The sequence below is a fragment of the Mesorhizobium sp. WSM4898 genome, assembly GCF_029625845.1.
In the GTDB taxonomy this organism is placed as follows: Bacteria; Pseudomonadota; Alphaproteobacteria; order Rhizobiales; family Rhizobiaceae; genus Mesorhizobium.
In genome coordinates, this window is the sequence record NZ_JARTVQ010000002.1 from 1,187,623 (window position 1) to 1,205,524 (window position 17,902).

The following is a 17,902-nucleotide window of genomic DNA, read 5'->3' on the forward strand; positions in this document are numbered from 1 at the left end:
CCGTGTAAAAACCAAGGTACGAGTATCATGTCCAGTATCATGACCAATTCCGCTGCGCTGACCGCGCTGCAGAGCTTGAACAACACCAACAAGCAGCTCGAGACCACCCAGTCCCGCATTTCGACCGGTTACCGTGTCGCCACCGCCAGCGACAACGCCGCTTACTGGTCGATCGCCACCTCGATGAAGTCGGACAACAAGGCGCTCTCGGCCGTTCAGGACTCGCTCGGCCTCGGCGCCGGCAAGGTCGACACCGCCTACACCGCCATCAACGACGTCAAGGATCAGGTGGACCTGATCAAGACCAAGCTGGTTACCGCCCGCGGCGCCAGCCAGGAAGACCAGCAGAAGATCGCGACCGAAATCAAGGCCATCCAGGATCAGATCAAGTCGTCGGTCACCAACGCCAACTTCGCCGGCTCGAACCTGCTGCAGAACGACGGCACGGCTGCTTCCGATCTGAACATCGTTGCTTCGTACAACCGCACCGGCTCGACCGTCACCATCGACACCATCAAGGTGGCCTCTGCCGACACGCAGGTCCTCGACACGGCGGGCACCGGCGGCATCGTCGGCGGTCTGCTTGCGACGACCTTCTTCGATCCGAGCTCCGCCGCCGTCGCCGACACCGCTATCGACACCGCGCTCGGCACCGTTGAAACGGCGCTCGGCAAGCTGTCCACCGGCGCCGCCTCGCTCGGTGCCGCAAAGTCGCGCATCGATACCCAGCAGAGCTTCCTGTCGAACCTGTCGGACTCGATCGACAAGGGCGTCGGCGCTCTGGTCGACGCCGACATGAACAAGGAATCGACCCGCCTGCAGGCCCTCCAGGTGCAGCAGCAGCTCGGCATCCAGGCGCTGTCGATCGCCAACGGCAACTCGCAGCAGATCCTGTCGCTCTTCCGCGGCTGATCGCCCAGCGAACTTCAGGCATCTTTGTCGGGCCGCGCCACCAGCGCGGCCCGATTTTCATTTTTGATGCTGCTGCCCCTCCGAGGCGCGCCTCTTCCCTCGAGAAATATTACCGCACCGCGGTTTCAAGGCTGGCTTTTAACGCGCCGTTAACTGTGACGCGCTAGCTATGGTTAACCAATCGCTATGACGGGCCGACCGACGGTCGACAGGCATGACCGCCCCCGCCAGAGAGTTGACCGGCATGCGCGAGGCATGCCTGCTTTGAGAAGGGGTGTATCTTGGCAAGCATCATGACCAACGCCGCCGCGCTCACCGCGCTGCAGAGCCTCAACGCCACCAACAAGGCGCTTGAGACGACGCAGGGCCGCATCTCGACCGGCTACCGTGTCGCCACCGCTTCCGACAACGCCGCCTACTGGTCGATCGCCACCTCGATGCGGTCCGACAACAAGGCGCTCTCGGCCGTCCAGGACGCGCTCGGCCTCGGCGCCGGCAAGGTCGACACAGCTTACACCGCCATCACCGACATCAAGGACCAGGTCGACGCGATCAAGGCCAAGCTGGTCACCGCGCGTGGCGCCAGTCAGGACAACCAGCAGAAGATCGCGACCGAAATCAAGGCCATCCAGGACCAGATCAGGTCGTCGGTCACCAATGCCAGCTATGCCGGTTCGAACCTGCTGCAGAATGACGGAACGGCCGCCTCGGACCTGCATGTCGTGGCTTCGTACAACCGCACCGGCACGACCGTCTCCATCGACACCATCGACGTGGCAGCGACCGACACGCAGGTTCTTGACACCGCCGGCACGGGCGGCATCGTCGGCGGGCTGCTTGCGACGACCTTCTTCGATCCGAGTGCCGCGGCCGTTTCCGACACCGCCGTCGACACCGCGCTCGACAGCGTTGAAACCGCGCTTGCCAAGCTCTCCACCGGCGCTGCCTACCTTGGCGCCGCCAAGTCGCGCATCGACACCCAGCAGAGCTTCCTGTCGAACCTGTCCGATTCGATCGACAAAGGCGTCGGTGCCCTCGTCGATGCCGACATGAACAAGGAATCGACCCGCCTGCAGGCGCTCCAGGTGCAACAGCAGCTCGGCATCCAGGCGCTGTCGATCGCCAACGGCAACTCGCAGTCGATCCTGGCCTTGTTCAAGAGCTGATATTTCCGCTGAGCCAACCCCTCCATCGCAAGGCCGTGTCTCGGGCGCGGCCTTTTTCTTGCGCGTCGGACCGCTGCCGCCGGGCCGTTCGGGCCTCGATAGCCCCTGGCCGCATGCGCTATCATCCTCGCACAAGCTTCGCGGTCTAGTCTTCCGGCGGAAAGTCATGCTGGGAGCGGTTGAATCGTGCCGGAACAGATCCAGAGCCTCATCGCGAACCTCCGCGGCTTCGGCGTCAGGCGTCTCGCTCTCATGGGCGGCATCGCCGCGCTGGTCATGGCCGTCATCGGCGTCGGCTCGGTCTATCTCAACCGTCCGGCCTACGAGACGCTCTATGTCGGGCTCGACCGCAGCGACGTGAACCAGATCGGCCTGGTGCTGGGCGAGGCCGGCATCGGCTTCGATGTCGGCGCCGACGGAACATCGGTGCTGGTGCCGGCCGGCACCACCGCGCAGGCGCGCATGCTGCTGGCCGAAAAGGGCCTGCCGACCAGCGCCAACGCCGGCTACGAGCTGTTCGACAATGTCGGCTCGCTCGGCCTCACCTCGTTCATGCAGCAGATCACCCGCGTGCGTGCGCTGGAAGGCGAGATCGCGCGCACCATCCAGTCGATCGCCGGCGTCAAGGCGGCGCGCGTACACATCGTCATGTCCGAGCGCGCCAATTTCCGCCGCGACGAGCAGCAGCCCTCGGCCTCGGTGGTCATCCGCTATGCCGGCGTCGATGCCGAGAAGAGCGCCCAGTCGATCCGCCACCTCGTCGCCGCAGCGGTTCCCGGCCTGTCGGCCGACAAGGTGACCGTGCTCGATTCCAACGGCAATCTGCTCGCAGCCGGCGACGACACTTCCAACACAAGTGCTGCCCGCACGCTCGGCGTCGAGCAGACGGTCGAGGCGCAGATCGGTGACAACATCCGCCGCGCGCTGACGCCCTATCTCGGCCCCGACAATTTTCGCGCCAGCGTCAAGGCCGACGTCAATACCGACACCCGTCAGACCGAAGAAACGATCTTCGATCCCGAATCCCGCGTCGAGCGTTCGGTGCAGTCGGTGCGCACCAACGAGGCCAGCAACCAGAAGCAGGCCTCGAACCCGACCAGCGTCGAGCAGAACCTGCCCGAGACGCAGACGACCACGACTGAAGGGCCGCAGTCCTCCTCGCAGAACGACCGCAAGGAGGAGATCACCAACTACGAGATCAACTCCAAGAAGATCGCCACCGTTTCCAATGGCTACTCGGTGACCAAGATGTCGATCGCCGTCGTCGTCAACCAGGATCGGCTGAAGACCATCCTCGGCAAGGACGCCACCCCCGAGCAGATTGCCAAGCGCGTCGCCGATATCCAGAAGATGGTGGCCTCCGCCACTGGCTTTGAGGAGAAGCGCGGCGACGTCATCGATGTCTCGGCGGTCGAGTTCATCGACGGGCTGGACGGTGAGCCGATCGACCAGCCGGGCATCCTCGCCTCGATCGGCACATACACCGGCACGCTGATCAATGCCGGCGCCTTTATCGTCGTCGTGTTCCTGGTCGCCTTCTTCGGCCTGCGGCCGATGGCGGCCGCGCTGACGGCGTCGGCCAAGCCCGCGGCCCTCGCCGGCCCGAGCTTCGACGATGTCCAGCGCTCGCTGCCGACGCCCGACGCGCCGGTGGCCGCAATCGCGGCCGACACGGCCGTCGGCGCGCTGCCGGGCGCCCGGCCGGGCGCCACTCCGCTCGACGACCTGCGCCAGAAGATCAGGCCTGCGCCGCAGGAACGGCTAGCACGCATGGTCGACCTCAACGAGGAACGCACCGCCCAGATCCTGCGCAAATGGGCCGCCGCCCCGGAAGCCGCGGGTTAAGCCATGGCTTCGGCGGCCCTTTTCGATCTCCTGCCCGATTTCGGTTCGCGCGCCCCGCGCGCCGGCCAGGCACCGTCAGCGCCTGACATCGAGCGCAAGCCAGACATATCGCCACCGCAGGCCGACATCGGCGCGCTGATCGCCGAGGCGGTGGCCGATGCGGAAGCAGCACTCGGGGCGCGGCTCGCGGCCGCCCACGAGGCGGCCCTCGAGGCCGAACGCCAGGCCAATGACGATGCGGCAAAGGCGTTCCTCAAAAGCTTCGGCGGCGATCTGGGGGCGGCGGTCGCGACACGGATCGATGCCATGGAAGCGCGCGTGGCCGAGCTCACCGCCGCCACCGTCGCCCGCATCATCGGCGGCGTGGTCAGCGATGATCTGCAGGAGCGCTCGATCGAAGCTCTTGCCCGTACCGTAAGCGCCGCGATTGCCGACAGTGAGGCGGTGCGTATCGGCGTGCGCGGGCCACTGTCGCTGTTCGAGCCGCTGAAGGCGTCGCTTGGAGATCGCGCGGCCAATCTCGATTTCACCGAGGCCGCCGGCTTCGACCTGACCGTGACCATCGATGAAACCGTCTTCGAGACGCGCATCGCCGAATGGTCGGCTTCCCTGTCGGAGGTCCTATCATGAGCGCCATCGACCACGGCGAGGCCAGGCACGAGATCATCATCGTCAAGCGGAACCACGACGGTCATGACGACGGCCATCATGGCGGCGTCTGGAAGATCGCCTTTGCCGACTTCATGACCGCCATGATGTGCTTCTTTCTCGTCATGTGGCTGATCAACGCCGCCAACGAGCAGACCAAGGCGGCGGTCGCCAGCTATTTCAACCCGGTCGAGCTGATCGATCGCAATTCCAGCCGCAAGGGCCTGGAAGACCTTGGCGACGGCCCGAGCAAGGTTGGCCTCACCGCCGACAATCCGCAGGATGGCGCGAGCAAGGCCGGCGAGGACGGCAAGGGCGGCGCCGGCTCCTCCGACCGCAGGCAGACGAAGGAGGCCTCGCAGAAATCCGATCTCTCCGACGAGCATTTGTTTGCCGATCCCTATGCCGTGCTGTCGGAGATCGCTACCGATACCGGCGTGATGCAGAATGTCAGCGCCAAGGGTGAAGGCGGCGCTCAGAACGCCGGTCCGGCGACCGGCGCTTCCGGCGGCGAATCCTATCGCGATCCTTTCGCGCCGGACTTCTGGTCGCAGCAGGTTGCGACACCCGGCGCCGAGGCCAGCGCCGAACGCAGGAGGATCGAAGGCGATCCGGCCAGGCCCGGCGAGAAGGTCGCCGAGACCGATGTTCCGAAAGTCAAGGCCGCTCCGCCGGCACCGCCGCAGTTGGATGCGCCGCTCGAGCCGTTGGCCACACCGGAAAAACCCGGTGCCAAGGTGGTCGCCGGATCGGACGGCGACACGAAAGTCGGGAAGGCCGAAGGCAAGGCGATCAAGGGCGAGAAAGCCCAAGCTGAAAAGGCAGAAGCCGAAAAGGCGGAGGCCGCTGCGACCGATGCTGCGATGCCGGGAGCCGCAGGGGCCGAAGCGGCGACGGCCGAGCCGGCAAAGGCGGAGCCGGAGCAAGCCTCCGACAAGGGAAAGAATGTCCCGAGCAGCGCCGCCCTCAAGGCGGCCGCCGAAATCAAGCAGGAACTGGCCAAGGCTTTTGCGCCCGGTGAAAAGCTGGCCGAGGGCGTCTCCGTCGAGGCAACGGACAGGGGCGTCGTCATCTCGATCACCGATCAGCTCGACTTCGGCATGTTCGAGATCGGCTCGGCCGTGCCGCGCCGCGAGATGGTGCTGGCGATGGAGAAGATCGGCCGCATCATCAACGAGAAGAAGGGCACCATTACCATCGGCGGCCATACCGATGCGCGGCCGTTCCGCAGCAACGCCTACGACAACTGGCGGCTGTCCACCGCCCGCGCCCACTCCGCCTATTACATGCTGGTGCGCGGCGGCGTCGACGAAAGCCGCATCACCGAGGTCGCGGGCTTCGCCGACCGCCAGCCCAAGATCGCGTCCGATCCGCTGGCCGCCGCCAACCGCCGCATCGAGATCCTGATGGCGACCGGCGGATGAGGGTCAGAACCGCCATCGGCCGCGCAGTCGGGCTGCTGCTGCTCGCCGCAGGATCGCCCGCTGCCGCTTTTGCACAGGATGACGGCCTGCAGCCTTACCAGCTGGTGCGCTCGCTGCAGTTGGTCCAGGACCGCATCGCCGGAGGCGATCATGCGGCGCTGCCGATGCAGGCCAAGCTGCTGGAAATGACCGATGCGAGGCTTCGCGCCGCCGATGCCGGCGATTTCAAGGACCCGAAGAATTTCCGCGCTCTGCTCGTCTATGGCATGAGCGGCGGCAATCCCGTCACTGTCAAGGCGGCAGCTTCGCGCGCGGCGACCGACCCGCAAAGCCTCGCCATCGCCAAAGGGGTCGTCGCCTATCTCAACGGCAGGCCGGCCGCGGCAATCGAAATCCTGAAGCCGATCGACCCGATGAGCGTGCCCGCCGACCTCGGCGCCTTCCTGGCGTTGGTCAAGGGCTCGGCGCTTGCGACCGATGAACCCGCAACGGCGCTGACGCTGCTGGACGAGGCCCGCCTGCTCAGCCCCGGCACACTGGTCGAGGAGGCAGCGCTTCGCCGCTCGGTCGGCCTCGCAGCGACACAAGGCGACGCCGCGCGCTTCGCGCTTGCCTCGACGCAATATGTCGCCGGCTATCTCTATTCCCCCTATGCCAGCCAGTTCGCCGATTCCTTCGTCTCCGGTGTGATTGCGCTGCACATGTCGATCAGCCAAGACAAGCTCGCCGACATCACCTCGATGATGGACCCCGAGCGCGAGAAGGTGATTTATCTGCGCATCGCGCGCCGCGCCGCGATCGACGGGCTGAGCGACCTCTCCGCCTTCGCCTCGGCCCGGGCCGAGCAGGGCCGCAACGGCAAAGGCAATCAGGACGACCCGCGCGCCGTGCTCTATTCGAGCCTCTCCACGGTGACATCGGCCACGATCGACGATGTGCGCGCGAGGCTCGGCACGATTGATCGCGGCAAGCTTTCGGAGAGCGACCGCGCTTTGCTCGATGCAGCGCAAGCCGTTGCCGGCGAGGTCGTCGCTCCCGTGCGTGCGGCCGCCATGAATGAGACGGAGGCCGCAGGTCCGGCAAAGAGCGATGCCGCGAAACCCGCTGAAACCGAGGCTGCGAGCCCGGCCGACGCCGAAGGGTTGCCACCGGTGGAGGGCGCGATGGCCGAGCAGCCGGCCCCGGTCAAGCCGGCGGACGCGCCGGCCGCAGCGTCCGCGCCGCCGGCTCCGCCGACGACGGCTCAGGCCGCGGCCGAGGCTCAAGCCCCCGCTCCTGCGCAGCCCGAAACGCCATCCGTGCTGCCTGCATCCGCGCCGGCGGCCGCAGCAAGCCTCGATCCGCACGATCCCACCGATGCCGCGATGCTCAAAGCGCGCCGCCAGCTCGACCAGATCGACCAGCTACTCGGAGCCGCTCCCAAATGACCAGCGCCCAAATGAACAGCGTGAGCCAGGCCACGCCGGGACTTGCATCCGCCCAAGTCCAATCGCGGCAGCATCCTGCCGACGGCAAGGAAAACGGCGCGAATTTTGGCGAGATGGTGCATGGCGCCGGACAATCGGCGAGGGAGGCAAAGCATCCCGCCGAACCTGTGTCTTCCCATGCGCAGCCGGAGCGGCGCGCCCTCGCCGGTTCGCCCAAGCCACGACCCGATCAGGATGGCCAGAACAAGACTGCCGCGCCGAAGCCAGCGGCCGGAAAGGCCGCGAAGAATGGCGCCGAGGCCGACCATGTAAAGGCCACGGACGATGCCGATGCGGCGGCGCAATCGTCAGATAGCGCTCCGCTTCATGACGGTTTGCCCTTGTTGATGGCGCTGGGCGACATCCGCCACTTCGCAACGTCGACAAATGCCGAGCGCGGTGGATCTTCTGTCGAGGGAGAGGCAGGAACCCAGCCCTCGATCGGCCAGGCCGCGTCTTCGCAGCTGGCGATCCGTCAAGGCAAACGCATGTTGGCCGACGCTTCCGAAGGCAGCGAGCCATTGCCGCGATCCGGTCGCGCGACGACGGCGACCGAGAAGCCCGGACCCGATTTCGGACAGAAACCGGCCGGCGCTGGTCCGGGCCCGGACATGTCGATCCGCAAGGACGACGTCCTGTCTGGAACGCAAGGAGCCGCAACCGACGCAGCGACGCCGCAAGGCTGGCGTCCGGCGGCCGCCCAGAAGACCGCGCAAACGGCGCAAGCCCTCGCATCGAACAGTCAAGCCAGGCCATCCTCCGCCGCCGGGCGCTTGGATGTGGTCAGCCAGCAGAGCTTCCCCGCGCCGGCCCAAAACGCCTTCGGCCAGACAGTATCGGCGCTGGCCGAGGCGATCGCCTCTGACAGCGGCGTTCAGCAGGCCTACTCGAGCGCTCCGATCGGCTCGCACGCGACCAACTCTGTTGCCGTTCCGACACATGTCCTGAAGATCGAGCTCCACCCGGCTGCCCTCGGCCCCGTCACCGCCAGCCTGCGTCTTTCCGGAGAGCAGCTTTCGATCGAGATGAAGCCGGAAACGCACGAGGCGTACCGCCGTCTGACCGCTGACAGCGACGCCATCGTCAAGTCGCTCCGCAGTCTTGGTTTCGACGTCGATCACGTCACCATCATGCAACCCTCGATAGCGGTCCATTCGCCCGGTCGCGTCGAAGCGAGCGGCGCGCCGCCGATGTCCACGGGCCGCGAACAGCCTTCGTTCCAGCCCGGGAACTCGGGCGGCAACAGCGCCGGCGGCGATCGGCAACCGGGAAGGAACAACGGCAATGGCGCACAGGAATTCGGCCGCGCTGCTTCGCCTCTTCGCGAGCGCGCTGGCGACGATATCTATATCTAGTCTGGCCGCGACCGTCGCCGCCAAAGCCGCGCCCAATCCTTGCGAGCCGGAAATCCTGCGCGCCGCCGATCGCTATGGCGTGCCGGCCGGTATCCTTTACGCGGTCGGCCTGACCGAAACGGGAAAGAAGGGCAGCCTTCAGCCCAACGCTTTGAATGTAGAAGGAAAGGCTGTTTTTCCGCGCAGCAGGGGCGAAGCGCTGGCGACGTTCGAGAATGCCCGCCGCGAGGGCAAGACGCTGATCGATCTCGGCTGCATGCAGATCAATCATCGCTATCATGGCGCGCAGTTCCGCAGCGTCGAGGACATGCTAGACCCGCACCAGAACGTCGACTACGCCGCGCGCTTCCTGGCGAGCCTCCACGCCCGCCACATGACTTGGTCGATGGCCGTCGCCCGCTATCATGCCGGCCCCGACAACGACCCGGCGCAGAAGGTCTATGTCTGCCGCGTCATCGCCAACATGGTCGCCACCGGCTTCGGCAAATGGACGCCGAACGCCAGCGCGTTCTGCAACCAATAGTTGCCAAACCTTGTGCCTTTGGTCTGCCGCAATGGGGTTCACAGCGCCGCCGGCATCGCCCTCCATCCAGTACCGCGAATAGACCCTTCACGGCCGGCTTTATTACGGCTCCCAAAAAAACTCCCAAGAAAATAGCTACAAGAAATGACGGTTTTTCAGGATTCACCGCACCGGATACCGCTTTCCGCACGGGGCAAATGAGATGATTCGGAGGGCGGGCCGATGATCGTGATCGTTGATGAGCGCGAGCTCGTAACTGAGGGCTACAGCTCACTTTTCGATCGCGAGGGCGTCGCCACCGCCGGCTTCGCGCCAGGCGAGTTCGGCGAGTGGGTGAACTCTGCCGCCGACACGGATTTAAGATCGGTCAGGGCTTTCCTTATCGGCGACTGCCGCGAGGGCGCCATCTCGCCGCGCCAGATCCGCGACCGCACCGGGGCGCCGGTGATCGCGCTCAGTGAACAGCACTCGCTGGAACACACGCTCAGGCTCTTCGAGAGCGGCGTCGACGACGTCGTCCGCAAGCCCGTGCACATCCGCGAGATCCTCGCCCGCATCACCGCCATCCGCCGCCGCGCCCGCGAAGAGGCCGCCTACACCGAGGTCGGCTCGATGCGCATCTTCATGGATGGGCGCGACCCGGAGATCGACGGCGAGCCGCTGCCGCTGCCGCGTCGCGAGCGGCGCATCCTGGAGTATTTGGCCAGCAATCGCGGCCGGCGCGTGACCAAGACGCAGGTGTTCAACGCCATCTACGGCATCTTCGACGAGGAGGTCGAGGAGAACGTGGTGGAGAGCCACATCTCGAAGCTGCGCAAGAAATTGCGTGAGAAGCTCGGCCACGACCCGATCGATTCCAAGAGGTTCCTCGGCTACCGGCTAGTGTTTTGATGGTCGTCGCCGGCACATCCCGCGCCAGCCTCGCGCAAGACACGAGGCTTAGTTTTGTAGCCTCTCAGAAAGGCACCGAGGAGATGTATCGATGAGCCTCTACGGAATGATGCGCACCGGCGTCTCCGGTATGAACGCCCAGGCCAACCGCTTGTCCACGGTGGCCGACAACATCGCGAATTCCGACACCACCGGCTACAAGCGCTCCTCCGCCGAATTCTCGACGCTGATTATGCCCAGCACCGGCGGCGCCTATAATTCGGGTGGCGTCACGACGACGATCCGCTCGGCCGTCAGCTCGCAGGGTGTTCTGCAATACACCACTTCGGTCTCCGACCTAGCCGTCAACGGCGACGGCTTCTTCGTCGTGCAGGACCCGAGCGGAACGCCCTATCTCACCCGCGCCGGCGCCTTCGTTCCGGACGCTCAAGGACGCCTCGTCAACGCCGCCGGCTACCAGCTGATGGCCTACAGCTACGCCAACGGCGATCCGGCCGCGACCGCCAACGGCTTCGAAGGCCTCGTGCCTGTGCAGATTTCCGATCAGGAGATGACGGCGACGCCGAGCACGGAAGGGACATTCACCGGCAACCTGCCGGCTGGCGCCACCGCTGTCACCGCCGGCAACCTACCCACCGACAACAGCACCTCGTCACAATACACGTCGAAATCGTCGCTGGTCGCCTACGACAATCTCGGCAACAAGGTGTTGCTCGACGTCTATTTCACCAACACCGGCACCGGCACCTGGCAGGTCTCGGTGTTCGATCAGTCGAAGGCCACGGCCGGCACGTCGTTCCCCTATGCGGGCGGCGCGCTGGGTTCGGCCAATCTCACCTTCGACACCACCACCGGCAAGCTCACCGGCGCGACCACCGGCGTGTCCTTCACGGTGCCGAACGGGTCGACTCTCAACCTCGACCTCTCCAAGCTGACGCAACTCGGAACCGGCTTCACGGTCTCCGACGCCAACGTCAACGGCAATGCGCCGAGCACGATCGAAAAGATCCAGATCAGCCAGGACGGCGTCATCTACGCCCAATTCGAGGATGGCTCCACCAAGCCGCTCTACAAGATCCCGCTGGCCGACGTTCAGAGCCCCGACAACCTCACCGCGATGCCGGGCAACGTCTATGTGCAGAGCGCGGACTCAGGCGCTGTTCGCATCGGCTTTGCCAATGAAGGAAAGCTTGGCTCGGTCGTCTCGGGCGCGCTCGAAAATTCCAATGTCGATATCGCCGAGGAACTGACCAACATGATTGCGGCGCAGCGCAGCTACACCGCCAACTCGAAGGTCTTCCAGACCGGTTCCGACCTGATGGACGTCCTGGTCAACCTGAAGAGATAACCCCATCGGGCGCCAGCCCGTGAAAGACCCGCATGTCGCTTTCCACCGCATTAAGCATCGCCCAGTCGGCGCTCCTGGCCACATCCAAGCAAACCAGCGTCGTGTCGCGCAATGTGGCCGACGCGTCCAACCCGGACTATGCTCGTCGCGTCGCCGTCGTCACCAGCACGGCGCCCGGCGCGCGATCGGTGGAGATACAGCGCGCCGCCAATGATCTTCTGTTCCGGCAGAACCTTTCCGCGCTGTCGGCATGGAGCGGGCAGAGCGCGCTTTATAGCGGCATGGATCAGCTCGACCTATCGGTTAATGGAGTCGACAATGCGTCGTCTGCGTCGATCGCGATCGGCAATCTGCAGCAGGCGCTGCAGCTCTACGCCACCACGCCGTCGAACCAGAATCTCGGCGCCAGCGTCATCGACGCAGCCAAGCAGGTGGTGAGCTCGCTGAACGACGGCACCACGGCGATCCAGGATTTCCGGACCCAAACCGACGGCCAGATCGCCACCGCCGTCGACGACCTCAACTCGCTGCTCAGCCAGTTCCAGGACGCCAACAAGGCCATCATCGCCGGCACGCGCTCCGGCACGGATGTGTCGGACGCGCTCGACCAGCGCGACGCGCTTCTCAAGAAGATCGCCGAATATGTCCCGGTCTCGACCTTCACGCGTGGCGACAACGACATGGTCATCACCACCAAGGACGGCACGACGCTGTTCGAGACGGTGCCGCGGTCGGTGACCTTCACGCCCTCGGCCGGCTACACCGCCGGCACGCCCGGCAACACGATCTATATCGACAATGTGCCGCTTTCTGCAGGCACCGGCGACAATACCAGCGCCGACGGCAAGCTTGCCGGCATGCTGAAGCTGCGCGACGGCGTTGCCGCGACCATGCAGAGCCAGCTCGACGAGATCGCGCGCGGCCTGATCACGGCATTTGCCGAGACCGCGCCGTCTCAGCCCAACGCCGCAGGCCTGTTCACCTGGTCCGGCGCGCCGGCTATTCCCGCTGCCGGCACCCTGGTCGACGGCCTCGCCGGCTCGATCAGCGTCAACGCCGCGTTTGACCCGAGCGCCGGCGGCAGCGCGGCGCTGCTGCGCGACGGCGGCGCCAACGGCGCGGCCTATGTTTCCAACACCGGCGGCGGCGCCTCCTACTCGGACCTGCTGATCGCCTACGGCAACAGGCTCGACCAGCCGATGGCCTTCGACACCTCCGCCGGCATCACGGTCAGCTCCGGCGTCTCGGACTACGCGGCCAACACCATCGGCTGGTTCGAAGGCGTGCGCCAGCAGGCGTCGACCAACGCCGACGCGAAGGAAGCGCTGGCCACTCGCACCGCCGAAGCGCTGTCGAACGATACCGGCGTCAATGTCGACCAGGAAATGTCCCTGCTTCTCGACCTCGAGCATACCTATCAGGCGTCGGCGCGCATGATGAAGACCGTCGACGACATGCTGGACGCCTTGTTGGGCGCGGTGGGATAATCGATGAAAGCGACAGCCGTCTCCTCAGCCGCCATCTCCAACGCCCTGCGCTATCAGCAGATGCGCATGCAGGCCGATCTCGTCAAGGCGACCACGGAATCCCAGACCGGCAAGGTAGCGGATGTCGGCCTGGCGCTCGGCGGGCGCACGACACAGGCCGTCACCTTCCAGCGCGATCTCGACCGGTTGAACGGCATCGTCGATTCGAACTCGCTGGTCGCCGCGCGTCTGACTTCGACACAGGATTCGCTGGGTCAGCTCTCCGATGTCGCGCAGGATCTGCTGACGGCGCTGACCAGCGCCGTATCGGGCGACTCCTCGACCAGCATCACCCAGACCGCCGGCGCCACGGCGCTGCAGCAGATGACGGGCATCCTGAACACCAGCGTCAACGGCGAATACCTGTTTGCCGGGACCAACACCGACGTCAAGCCGATCGACGATTTCAGCGCCGCCGGCTCGCCCGCCAAGGCGGCGTTCGACGCCGCCTTCACCAGCTATTTCGGCTTCACCCAGAACGACCCCGCGGCCGCCAACATCACCGCCGCCCAGATGGACGACTTCATCACCACCGCGGTCGAGCCGCAGTTCCTGGGCTCCGGATGGCAGGCCAACTGGTCGAACGCCACCGACGACCAGATCACCAGCCGCATTTCATTGAACGAGACCACGCAGACGTCGGTCAGCGCCAACGAGCAAGGCATCCGCAAGCTCGCCATGGCGGCCGCCATGGTCGGCACGCTCTTTGCCGGCAACATCAGCGAGGCCGGGCAGAATACGATCGTCAGCCGCGCGCAAAAGCTGGTCGGCGAGGCCATCGGCGGCATCGTCCAGGTGCAGTCCGAAGCCGGCCTCACCCAGAAGCGCGTGTCCGACGCCAGCGATCGCATGAAGACCCAGGTCGATCTGTTCGAGAAGCACATCATCGACCTCGAAGGCGTCGATCCCTCGGAGGCCGCCACCCGCGTGGCCGACCTGACGCAGCATATAGAAACGTCCTTCGCATTGACCGCGCGACTGCAGCAACTGAGCCTGTTGAACTATCTCACCTGAACACTCTCACCGGAACGCCAGAGCTCCGACGATGTATCAATTCTCCTACGCCGACATCCAGACCGACTCCGTCGCCGACGCCAAGGACCGGGAGCGGCAGTTGCTCACCCGATCGATCGACATGTTGTCCACGGCAGCTTCCGTTGGGCCGGAGTCGATTGAGGCGGTCGAGGCGCTGCACTTCACCAACCGCATCTGGACCACCTTCGTCGAGGATCTCGGCTCCAGCGACAATGCGCTGCCCAGGGAACTGCGCGCCAATCTGATCTCGATCGGCCTGTGGCTGCTGCGCGAAACGGAAGACATCCGGCAGGGCCGCACCAACAATTTCGAAGGATTGATCGAGGTCTCCCAGATCATCCGAGACGGCATCCAATGAGCAACACGCTGAAGATCTCGCTGAAGCCGAACGAGAAGATCTACATCAACGGCGCCGTCGTCCGGGTCGACCGCAAGGTCACGATCGAGCTGATGAACGACGTTCAGTTCCTGCTCGAAAGCCATGTCATCCAAGCCGAGCAGGCCTCGACGCCGCTCAGGCAGCTCTATTTCATCGTGCAGATCATGCTGATAAACCCGCCGGGAGCCTCCGAGGCCCGCGACATGTTCCGCCGCTCGCTGCCGATGCTGATCGCAAGCTTCGACAATCAGGAAATCTGCAGCGCGCTGAAGCAGATCGACCGCATGGTCGGCGAGGATCATATCTACGAGGCGCTGAAGGCGATCCGCGCGCTGTATCCGCTCGAGCGCCAAGCGCTTGGCGGCAATGACGACATTCCGGAAGCGCCGCGCGCGCTGGCTGTGGGAGCATAAAGATGGCCGTGGACATGACAACGACGATCCCGGTTGGCGCCACCCAGGCCAGCAGCCAGCAGACCTCGAAGACAGCGGTCGACTACCAGTCGTTCCTGAAACTTCTGATCGCCGAAATGAAGAACCAGGATCCGACCAAGCCGATGGATTCGACGGAATATGTCGCCCAGCTCGCGACCTTCTCGCAGGTCGAGCAATCGGTGCAGACCAACAGCAAGCTCGACCAGATCATACAATCCTCGGCGCTGTCGCAGGCGGACGCGCTGATCGGCCGTTCGATCACCTCCGCCGACGGCAAGACAACCGGGACCGTGGCTTCGGTGAAGCTCGCAAGCAGCGGCCTGATCGCGGTGCTGCAGGACGGCACCGAGGTCCCTGTCGGCGCGGGCGTATCGATCAAGCCGGCCGCCTAGAGTTTCGCATAGGGTCTGCCCATGAACGAGGCCGACGCCCTCGATATCGTGCAATATGCGGTGTGGACGGTGCTTACCGCCTCCGCGCCGGTGGTGCTCGTGGCTATGGCCGTCGGTATCGGCATCGCGCTTATCCAGGCGCTGACGCAGATTCAGGAAATCACCCTCACTTTCGTGCCCAAGATCGTCGCCATCATGCTGGTCGTGGCGCTGACCGGCCCGTTCATCGGCAGCCAGATCTCGGCCTTCACCAACGTCATCTTCGAACGCATCGAGCACGGCTTCTGACCTGGGGCTGCGGGCATCCCGCCCGCGCGGACCGGCAAAAGTTTGGTCCACACCGGCAAGATGCTTGGCCTAAAGCTTCGCCGACGCATTTTCGCCTTTGCCTTCCTGTTGTTGGACCGGGATGCTTTGGCGAGTCGCCCGCGCGATGATGGCGCCGGGCGAGCGCAAGACAGCAAGATGAAGGCGGGACAGCGACCATGATCGACGACGAGCCGGAAAGCGAACGCGTCTCGGCGCTGGCGCCGTTCCGGCACGGCATCTTCCGTGCCGTCTGGTCGGCGAGCCTTGTGTCGAATTTCGGCGGCTTGATCCAGGGCGTGGGCGCCGCCTGGATGATGACGACGATCGCCACCTCATCCTACCAAGTGGCGCTGGTGCAGGCCTCGACCACCTTGCCGATCATGCTGTTCGCGCTTGTTGCCGGCGCCATTGCCGACAGCTTCAACCGCCGCAAGGTCATGCTGGTGGCGCAGAGTTTCATGCTGGTGGTCTCGGCACTGCTCACCGTATTCACCTGGTTCGGCTGGATGACGCCGTGGACGCTGCTTGCCTTCACCTTCCTGATCGACAGCGGCACGGCGCTGAACAGCCCGTCATGGCAGGCGTCGGTTGGCGACATGGTGCCGCGCGCCAAGGTGCCGGCGGCGATCGCGCTCAACTCAATGGGCTTCAACATCACGCGCAGCGTCGGCCCGGCGATCGGCGGCATCATCGTCGCCGCCGCGGGGGCGGCGGCGGCCTTCGCCGCCAACGCCATCAGCTATATCGGCCTGATCGTCGTGCTTTTCCGCTGGAAGCCGGAAGTGCCCGCGCCGACCCTGCCGCGGGAATCGCTCGGCGCCGCGATGGGAGCCGGCCTGCGCTATGTCGCCATGTCGCCGAACATCGGCAAGGTGCTGGCGAGAGGCTTCGCCTTCGGCTTCAGCGCCGGCGCGGTGCTGGCGCTGCTGCCCCTGGTGGCGCGCGATGTCGTCAAGGGCGACGCGCTGACCTACGGCATCATGCTTGGCGCCTTCGGTATCGGCGCGGTCGGCGGTGCGCTGATCAGCGTGAGGCTCAGACAATTGCTCTCCAGCAAAACGATGGTGCGCGCCGCCTTCGCCGGTTTCGCGCTTTGCGCCTTCAACGCCGCCGTCAGCGACAATGCCTGGCAGACGTCGGCGGGCCTGCTCATCGGCGGTGCCTGCTGGGTGATCGCGCTCTCGCATTTCAACGTCACGGTGCAGATGTCGACGCCGCGCTGGGTGGTCGGGCGCGTGCTGTCGATCTACCAGACAGCAACCTTCGGCGGCATTGCGCTGGGCAGCTGGATCTGGGGCGTCGTCGCCGACGCCCATGGCGCGGAGACTGCATTGATGGTTGCCGCTGTCACCATGCTCGTCGGTGGCGGCATCGGCCTGATCCTGCCGCTGCCGCAGCACACCGCTCTCAACCTCGATCCGCTCAACCGGTTCAAGGAGCCGATGCTGGCGCTCGATTTGAAGCCGCGCAGCGGCCCGATCGCCATCATGATCGAATACATCATTCGCGAGGAGGACGTGCCGGAATTCCTCGCAACCATGGCCGAGCGTGGCCGCATCCGCCGCCGCGACGGCGCCCGCAACTGGACGCTCGCCCGCGATCTCGAAAATCCGGGCATCTGGATCGAACACTACCACACGCCGACCTGGGTCGAGTATATCCGCCACAACCGGCGTGCCACCCATGCCGACGCCGTTGTCGGCGAGCGCATCCGCGCGCTGCACAGCGGCGAGAACCCGCCGCGTGTGCGCCGCATGATCGAACGCCCGACCACCGCCGGCACGGCCCTTGTCTCGCCCAAGGGGCCGATCGATCACTAACCCGCGTCTTTTGGCCCGGAATATCTAGTTCCGATCAGCCAGCGCTGTGGATCATATAGAGCTTGCGCGTCGTCTCATGAATAAGCCACTCGCCCTTCCAGCCCTTCGGCAGGACGAGCAGATCGCCAGGCCCCAGCTCACGCATCTCGCCGTCGGCGCGGCTCACTTCCACGCGACCGGAGATGATGTGGCAGATCTCGGATGAACCCGAGCGGTCGGCGGTGAAGCGGCCGGGCGTGCATTCCCAGATGCCGATATCGACGGTCCCGTCCGGCGATTGGAAGAACGAGCGCACCGCTTCGACCTGATCGCCTTCGATCGAGGTCGGCTTCGGTGAAAAGGCGCCGATATCGGCCGTGGCGAGGTCGCGGAAGGTCGAAAGGTCGATCAAGATAGGCTCCAGTGTCAAAAGCAATTCCAGGAAAGTGC

The 17,902-nt window shown here is 65.2% G+C and carries 18 protein-coding genes; 17 read left to right on the forward strand and 1 reads right to left on the reverse strand.

Translation table 11 applies throughout. The features are described from left to right. The first annotated feature begins 27 nt into the window (after nt 1-27). From P9228_RS13150 to P9228_RS13230, 17 genes are all read left to right on the forward strand, one after another. Nucleotides 28-912 carry a flagellin gene (locus P9228_RS13150; RefSeq protein WP_067002410.1) on the forward strand — a complete coding sequence of 295 codons (885 nt, stop codon included), beginning with the start codon at nt 28-30 and terminating at the stop codon, nt 910-912. Nucleotides 913-1,193: 281 nt separating this feature from the next. Then, nucleotides 1,194-2,078, forward strand: coding sequence for a flagellin (locus tag P9228_RS13155; protein WP_067002412.1), 885 nt, complete (start codon nt 1,194-1,196; stop codon nt 2,076-2,078). Nucleotides 2,079-2,264: 186 nt separating this feature from the next. Next, complete coding sequence (fliF, locus tag P9228_RS13160; RefSeq protein ID WP_095823391.1) at nt 2,265-3,923, forward strand: flagellar basal-body MS-ring/collar protein FliF; 1,659 nt, start codon at nt 2,265-2,267, stop codon at nt 3,921-3,923. Between the two features lie 3 nt (nt 3,924-3,926). Continuing rightward, nucleotides 3,927-4,553 (forward strand): hypothetical protein, encoded by a 627-nt coding sequence (locus tag P9228_RS13165; RefSeq protein WP_127241319.1) that lies wholly within the window; start codon nt 3,927-3,929, stop codon nt 4,551-4,553. Next, the gene (locus P9228_RS13170; protein ID WP_278053823.1) at nt 4,550-5,995 is read left to right on the forward strand and encodes a MotB family protein; all 1,446 of its coding nucleotides are present in this window, start codon (nt 4,550-4,552) and stop codon (nt 5,993-5,995) included. Before P9228_RS13165 ends, P9228_RS13170 begins: the two co-directional genes overlap by 4 nt. After that, entirely contained in the window at nt 5,992-7,422 is a 1,431-nt protein-coding gene (locus P9228_RS13175; RefSeq protein ID WP_278053824.1) for a chemotaxis protein MotC, read from the forward strand. Before P9228_RS13170 ends, P9228_RS13175 begins: the two co-directional genes overlap by 4 nt. A 650-nt stretch (nt 7,423-8,072) precedes the next feature. After that, nucleotides 8,073-8,816, forward strand: coding sequence for a flagellar hook-length control protein FliK (locus P9228_RS13180; RefSeq protein WP_278053825.1), 744 nt, complete (start codon nt 8,073-8,075; stop codon nt 8,814-8,816). Beyond that, nucleotides 8,746-9,339: a transglycosylase SLT domain-containing protein gene (locus P9228_RS13185; RefSeq protein ID WP_278053826.1), complete on the forward strand. Its 594-nt coding sequence runs from the start codon at nt 8,746-8,748 to the stop codon at nt 9,337-9,339. The genes P9228_RS13180 and P9228_RS13185 overlap by 71 nt, the downstream gene beginning before the upstream one ends. A 222-nt stretch (nt 9,340-9,561) precedes the next feature. Continuing rightward, nucleotides 9,562-10,230 (forward strand): response regulator transcription factor, encoded by a 669-nt coding sequence (locus P9228_RS13190; RefSeq protein WP_067002421.1) that lies wholly within the window; start codon nt 9,562-9,564, stop codon nt 10,228-10,230. A gap of 91 nt (nt 10,231-10,321) precedes the next feature. Then, nucleotides 10,322-11,578 carry a flagellar hook protein FlgE gene (locus P9228_RS13195; RefSeq protein ID WP_067002423.1) on the forward strand — a complete coding sequence of 419 codons (1,257 nt, stop codon included), beginning with the start codon at nt 10,322-10,324 and terminating at the stop codon, nt 11,576-11,578. A 32-nt stretch (nt 11,579-11,610) separates the two neighbouring features. Beyond that, nucleotides 11,611-13,065, forward strand: coding sequence for a flagellar hook-associated protein FlgK (flgK, locus tag P9228_RS13200; protein ID WP_278053829.1), 1,455 nt, complete (start codon nt 11,611-11,613; stop codon nt 13,063-13,065). A 3-nt stretch (nt 13,066-13,068) separates the two neighbouring features. Next, complete coding sequence (locus P9228_RS13205) at nt 13,069-14,118, forward strand: flagellar hook-associated family protein (RefSeq protein WP_095800446.1); 1,050 nt, start codon at nt 13,069-13,071, stop codon at nt 14,116-14,118. 31 nt (nt 14,119-14,149) lie between these two features. Continuing rightward, entirely contained in the window at nt 14,150-14,497 is a 348-nt protein-coding gene (gene flaF / locus P9228_RS13210) for a flagellar biosynthesis regulator FlaF (protein ID WP_278053830.1), read from the forward strand. Beyond that, nucleotides 14,494-14,931 (forward strand): flagellar biosynthesis repressor FlbT, encoded by a 438-nt coding sequence (flbT, locus tag P9228_RS13215; protein WP_127216042.1) that lies wholly within the window; start codon nt 14,494-14,496, stop codon nt 14,929-14,931. Before flaF ends, flbT begins: the two co-directional genes overlap by 4 nt. A gap of 2 nt (nt 14,932-14,933) precedes the next feature. Next, nucleotides 14,934-15,344 (forward strand): flagellar hook assembly protein FlgD, encoded by a 411-nt coding sequence (flgD, locus tag P9228_RS13220; protein ID WP_278053831.1) that lies wholly within the window; start codon nt 14,934-14,936, stop codon nt 15,342-15,344. Between the two features lie 21 nt (nt 15,345-15,365). Further along, nucleotides 15,366-15,632 carry a flagellar biosynthesis protein FliQ gene (gene fliQ / locus P9228_RS13225; RefSeq protein WP_027165133.1) on the forward strand — a complete coding sequence of 89 codons (267 nt, stop codon included), beginning with the start codon at nt 15,366-15,368 and terminating at the stop codon, nt 15,630-15,632. Between the two features lie 197 nt (nt 15,633-15,829). After that, on the forward strand, nt 15,830-17,473 hold the full coding sequence (locus P9228_RS13230) for an MFS transporter (protein WP_278053832.1): 1,644 nt from the start codon (nt 15,830-15,832) through the stop codon (nt 17,471-17,473). 34 nt (nt 17,474-17,507) lie between these two features. Here P9228_RS13230 and P9228_RS13235 read toward each other — a convergent pair whose 3' ends face one another. After that, nucleotides 17,508-17,864 (reverse strand): cupin domain-containing protein, encoded by a 357-nt coding sequence (locus P9228_RS13235; RefSeq protein WP_067326033.1) that lies wholly within the window; start codon nt 17,862-17,864, stop codon nt 17,508-17,510. Between the last annotated feature and the right edge of the window lie 38 nt (nt 17,865-17,902).

Coding starts and splice junctions, on each gene's coding strand:
- flaF (WP_278053830.1), top strand. CDS start 14,150: ATGTATCAATTCTCCTACGCCGACATCCAGACCGACTCCGTCGCCGAC.
- P9228_RS13165 (WP_127241319.1), top strand. CDS start 3,927: ATGGCTTCGGCGGCCCTTTTCGATCTCCTGCCCGATTTCGGTTCGCGC.
- flgD (WP_278053831.1), top strand. CDS start 14,934: ATGGCCGTGGACATGACAACGACGATCCCGGTTGGCGCCACCCAGGCC.
- P9228_RS13170 (WP_278053823.1), top strand. CDS start 4,550: ATGAGCGCCATCGACCACGGCGAGGCCAGGCACGAGATCATCATCGTC.
- P9228_RS13230 (WP_278053832.1), top strand. CDS start 15,830: ATGATCGACGACGAGCCGGAAAGCGAACGCGTCTCGGCGCTGGCGCCG.
- flgK (WP_278053829.1), top strand. CDS start 11,611: ATGTCGCTTTCCACCGCATTAAGCATCGCCCAGTCGGCGCTCCTGGCC.
- P9228_RS13180 (WP_278053825.1), top strand. CDS start 8,073: ATGTCGATCCGCAAGGACGACGTCCTGTCTGGAACGCAAGGAGCCGCA.
- fliQ (WP_027165133.1), top strand. CDS start 15,366: ATGAACGAGGCCGACGCCCTCGATATCGTGCAATATGCGGTGTGGACG.
- P9228_RS13205 (WP_095800446.1), top strand. CDS start 13,069: ATGAAAGCGACAGCCGTCTCCTCAGCCGCCATCTCCAACGCCCTGCGC.
- P9228_RS13150 (WP_067002410.1), top strand. CDS start 28: ATGTCCAGTATCATGACCAATTCCGCTGCGCTGACCGCGCTGCAGAGC.
- P9228_RS13190 (WP_067002421.1), top strand. CDS start 9,562: ATGATCGTGATCGTTGATGAGCGCGAGCTCGTAACTGAGGGCTACAGC.
- P9228_RS13175 (WP_278053824.1), top strand. CDS start 5,992: ATGAGGGTCAGAACCGCCATCGGCCGCGCAGTCGGGCTGCTGCTGCTC.
- P9228_RS13195 (WP_067002423.1), top strand. CDS start 10,322: ATGAGCCTCTACGGAATGATGCGCACCGGCGTCTCCGGTATGAACGCC.
- flbT (WP_127216042.1), top strand. CDS start 14,494: ATGAGCAACACGCTGAAGATCTCGCTGAAGCCGAACGAGAAGATCTAC.
- P9228_RS13185 (WP_278053826.1), top strand. CDS start 8,746: ATGGCGCACAGGAATTCGGCCGCGCTGCTTCGCCTCTTCGCGAGCGCG.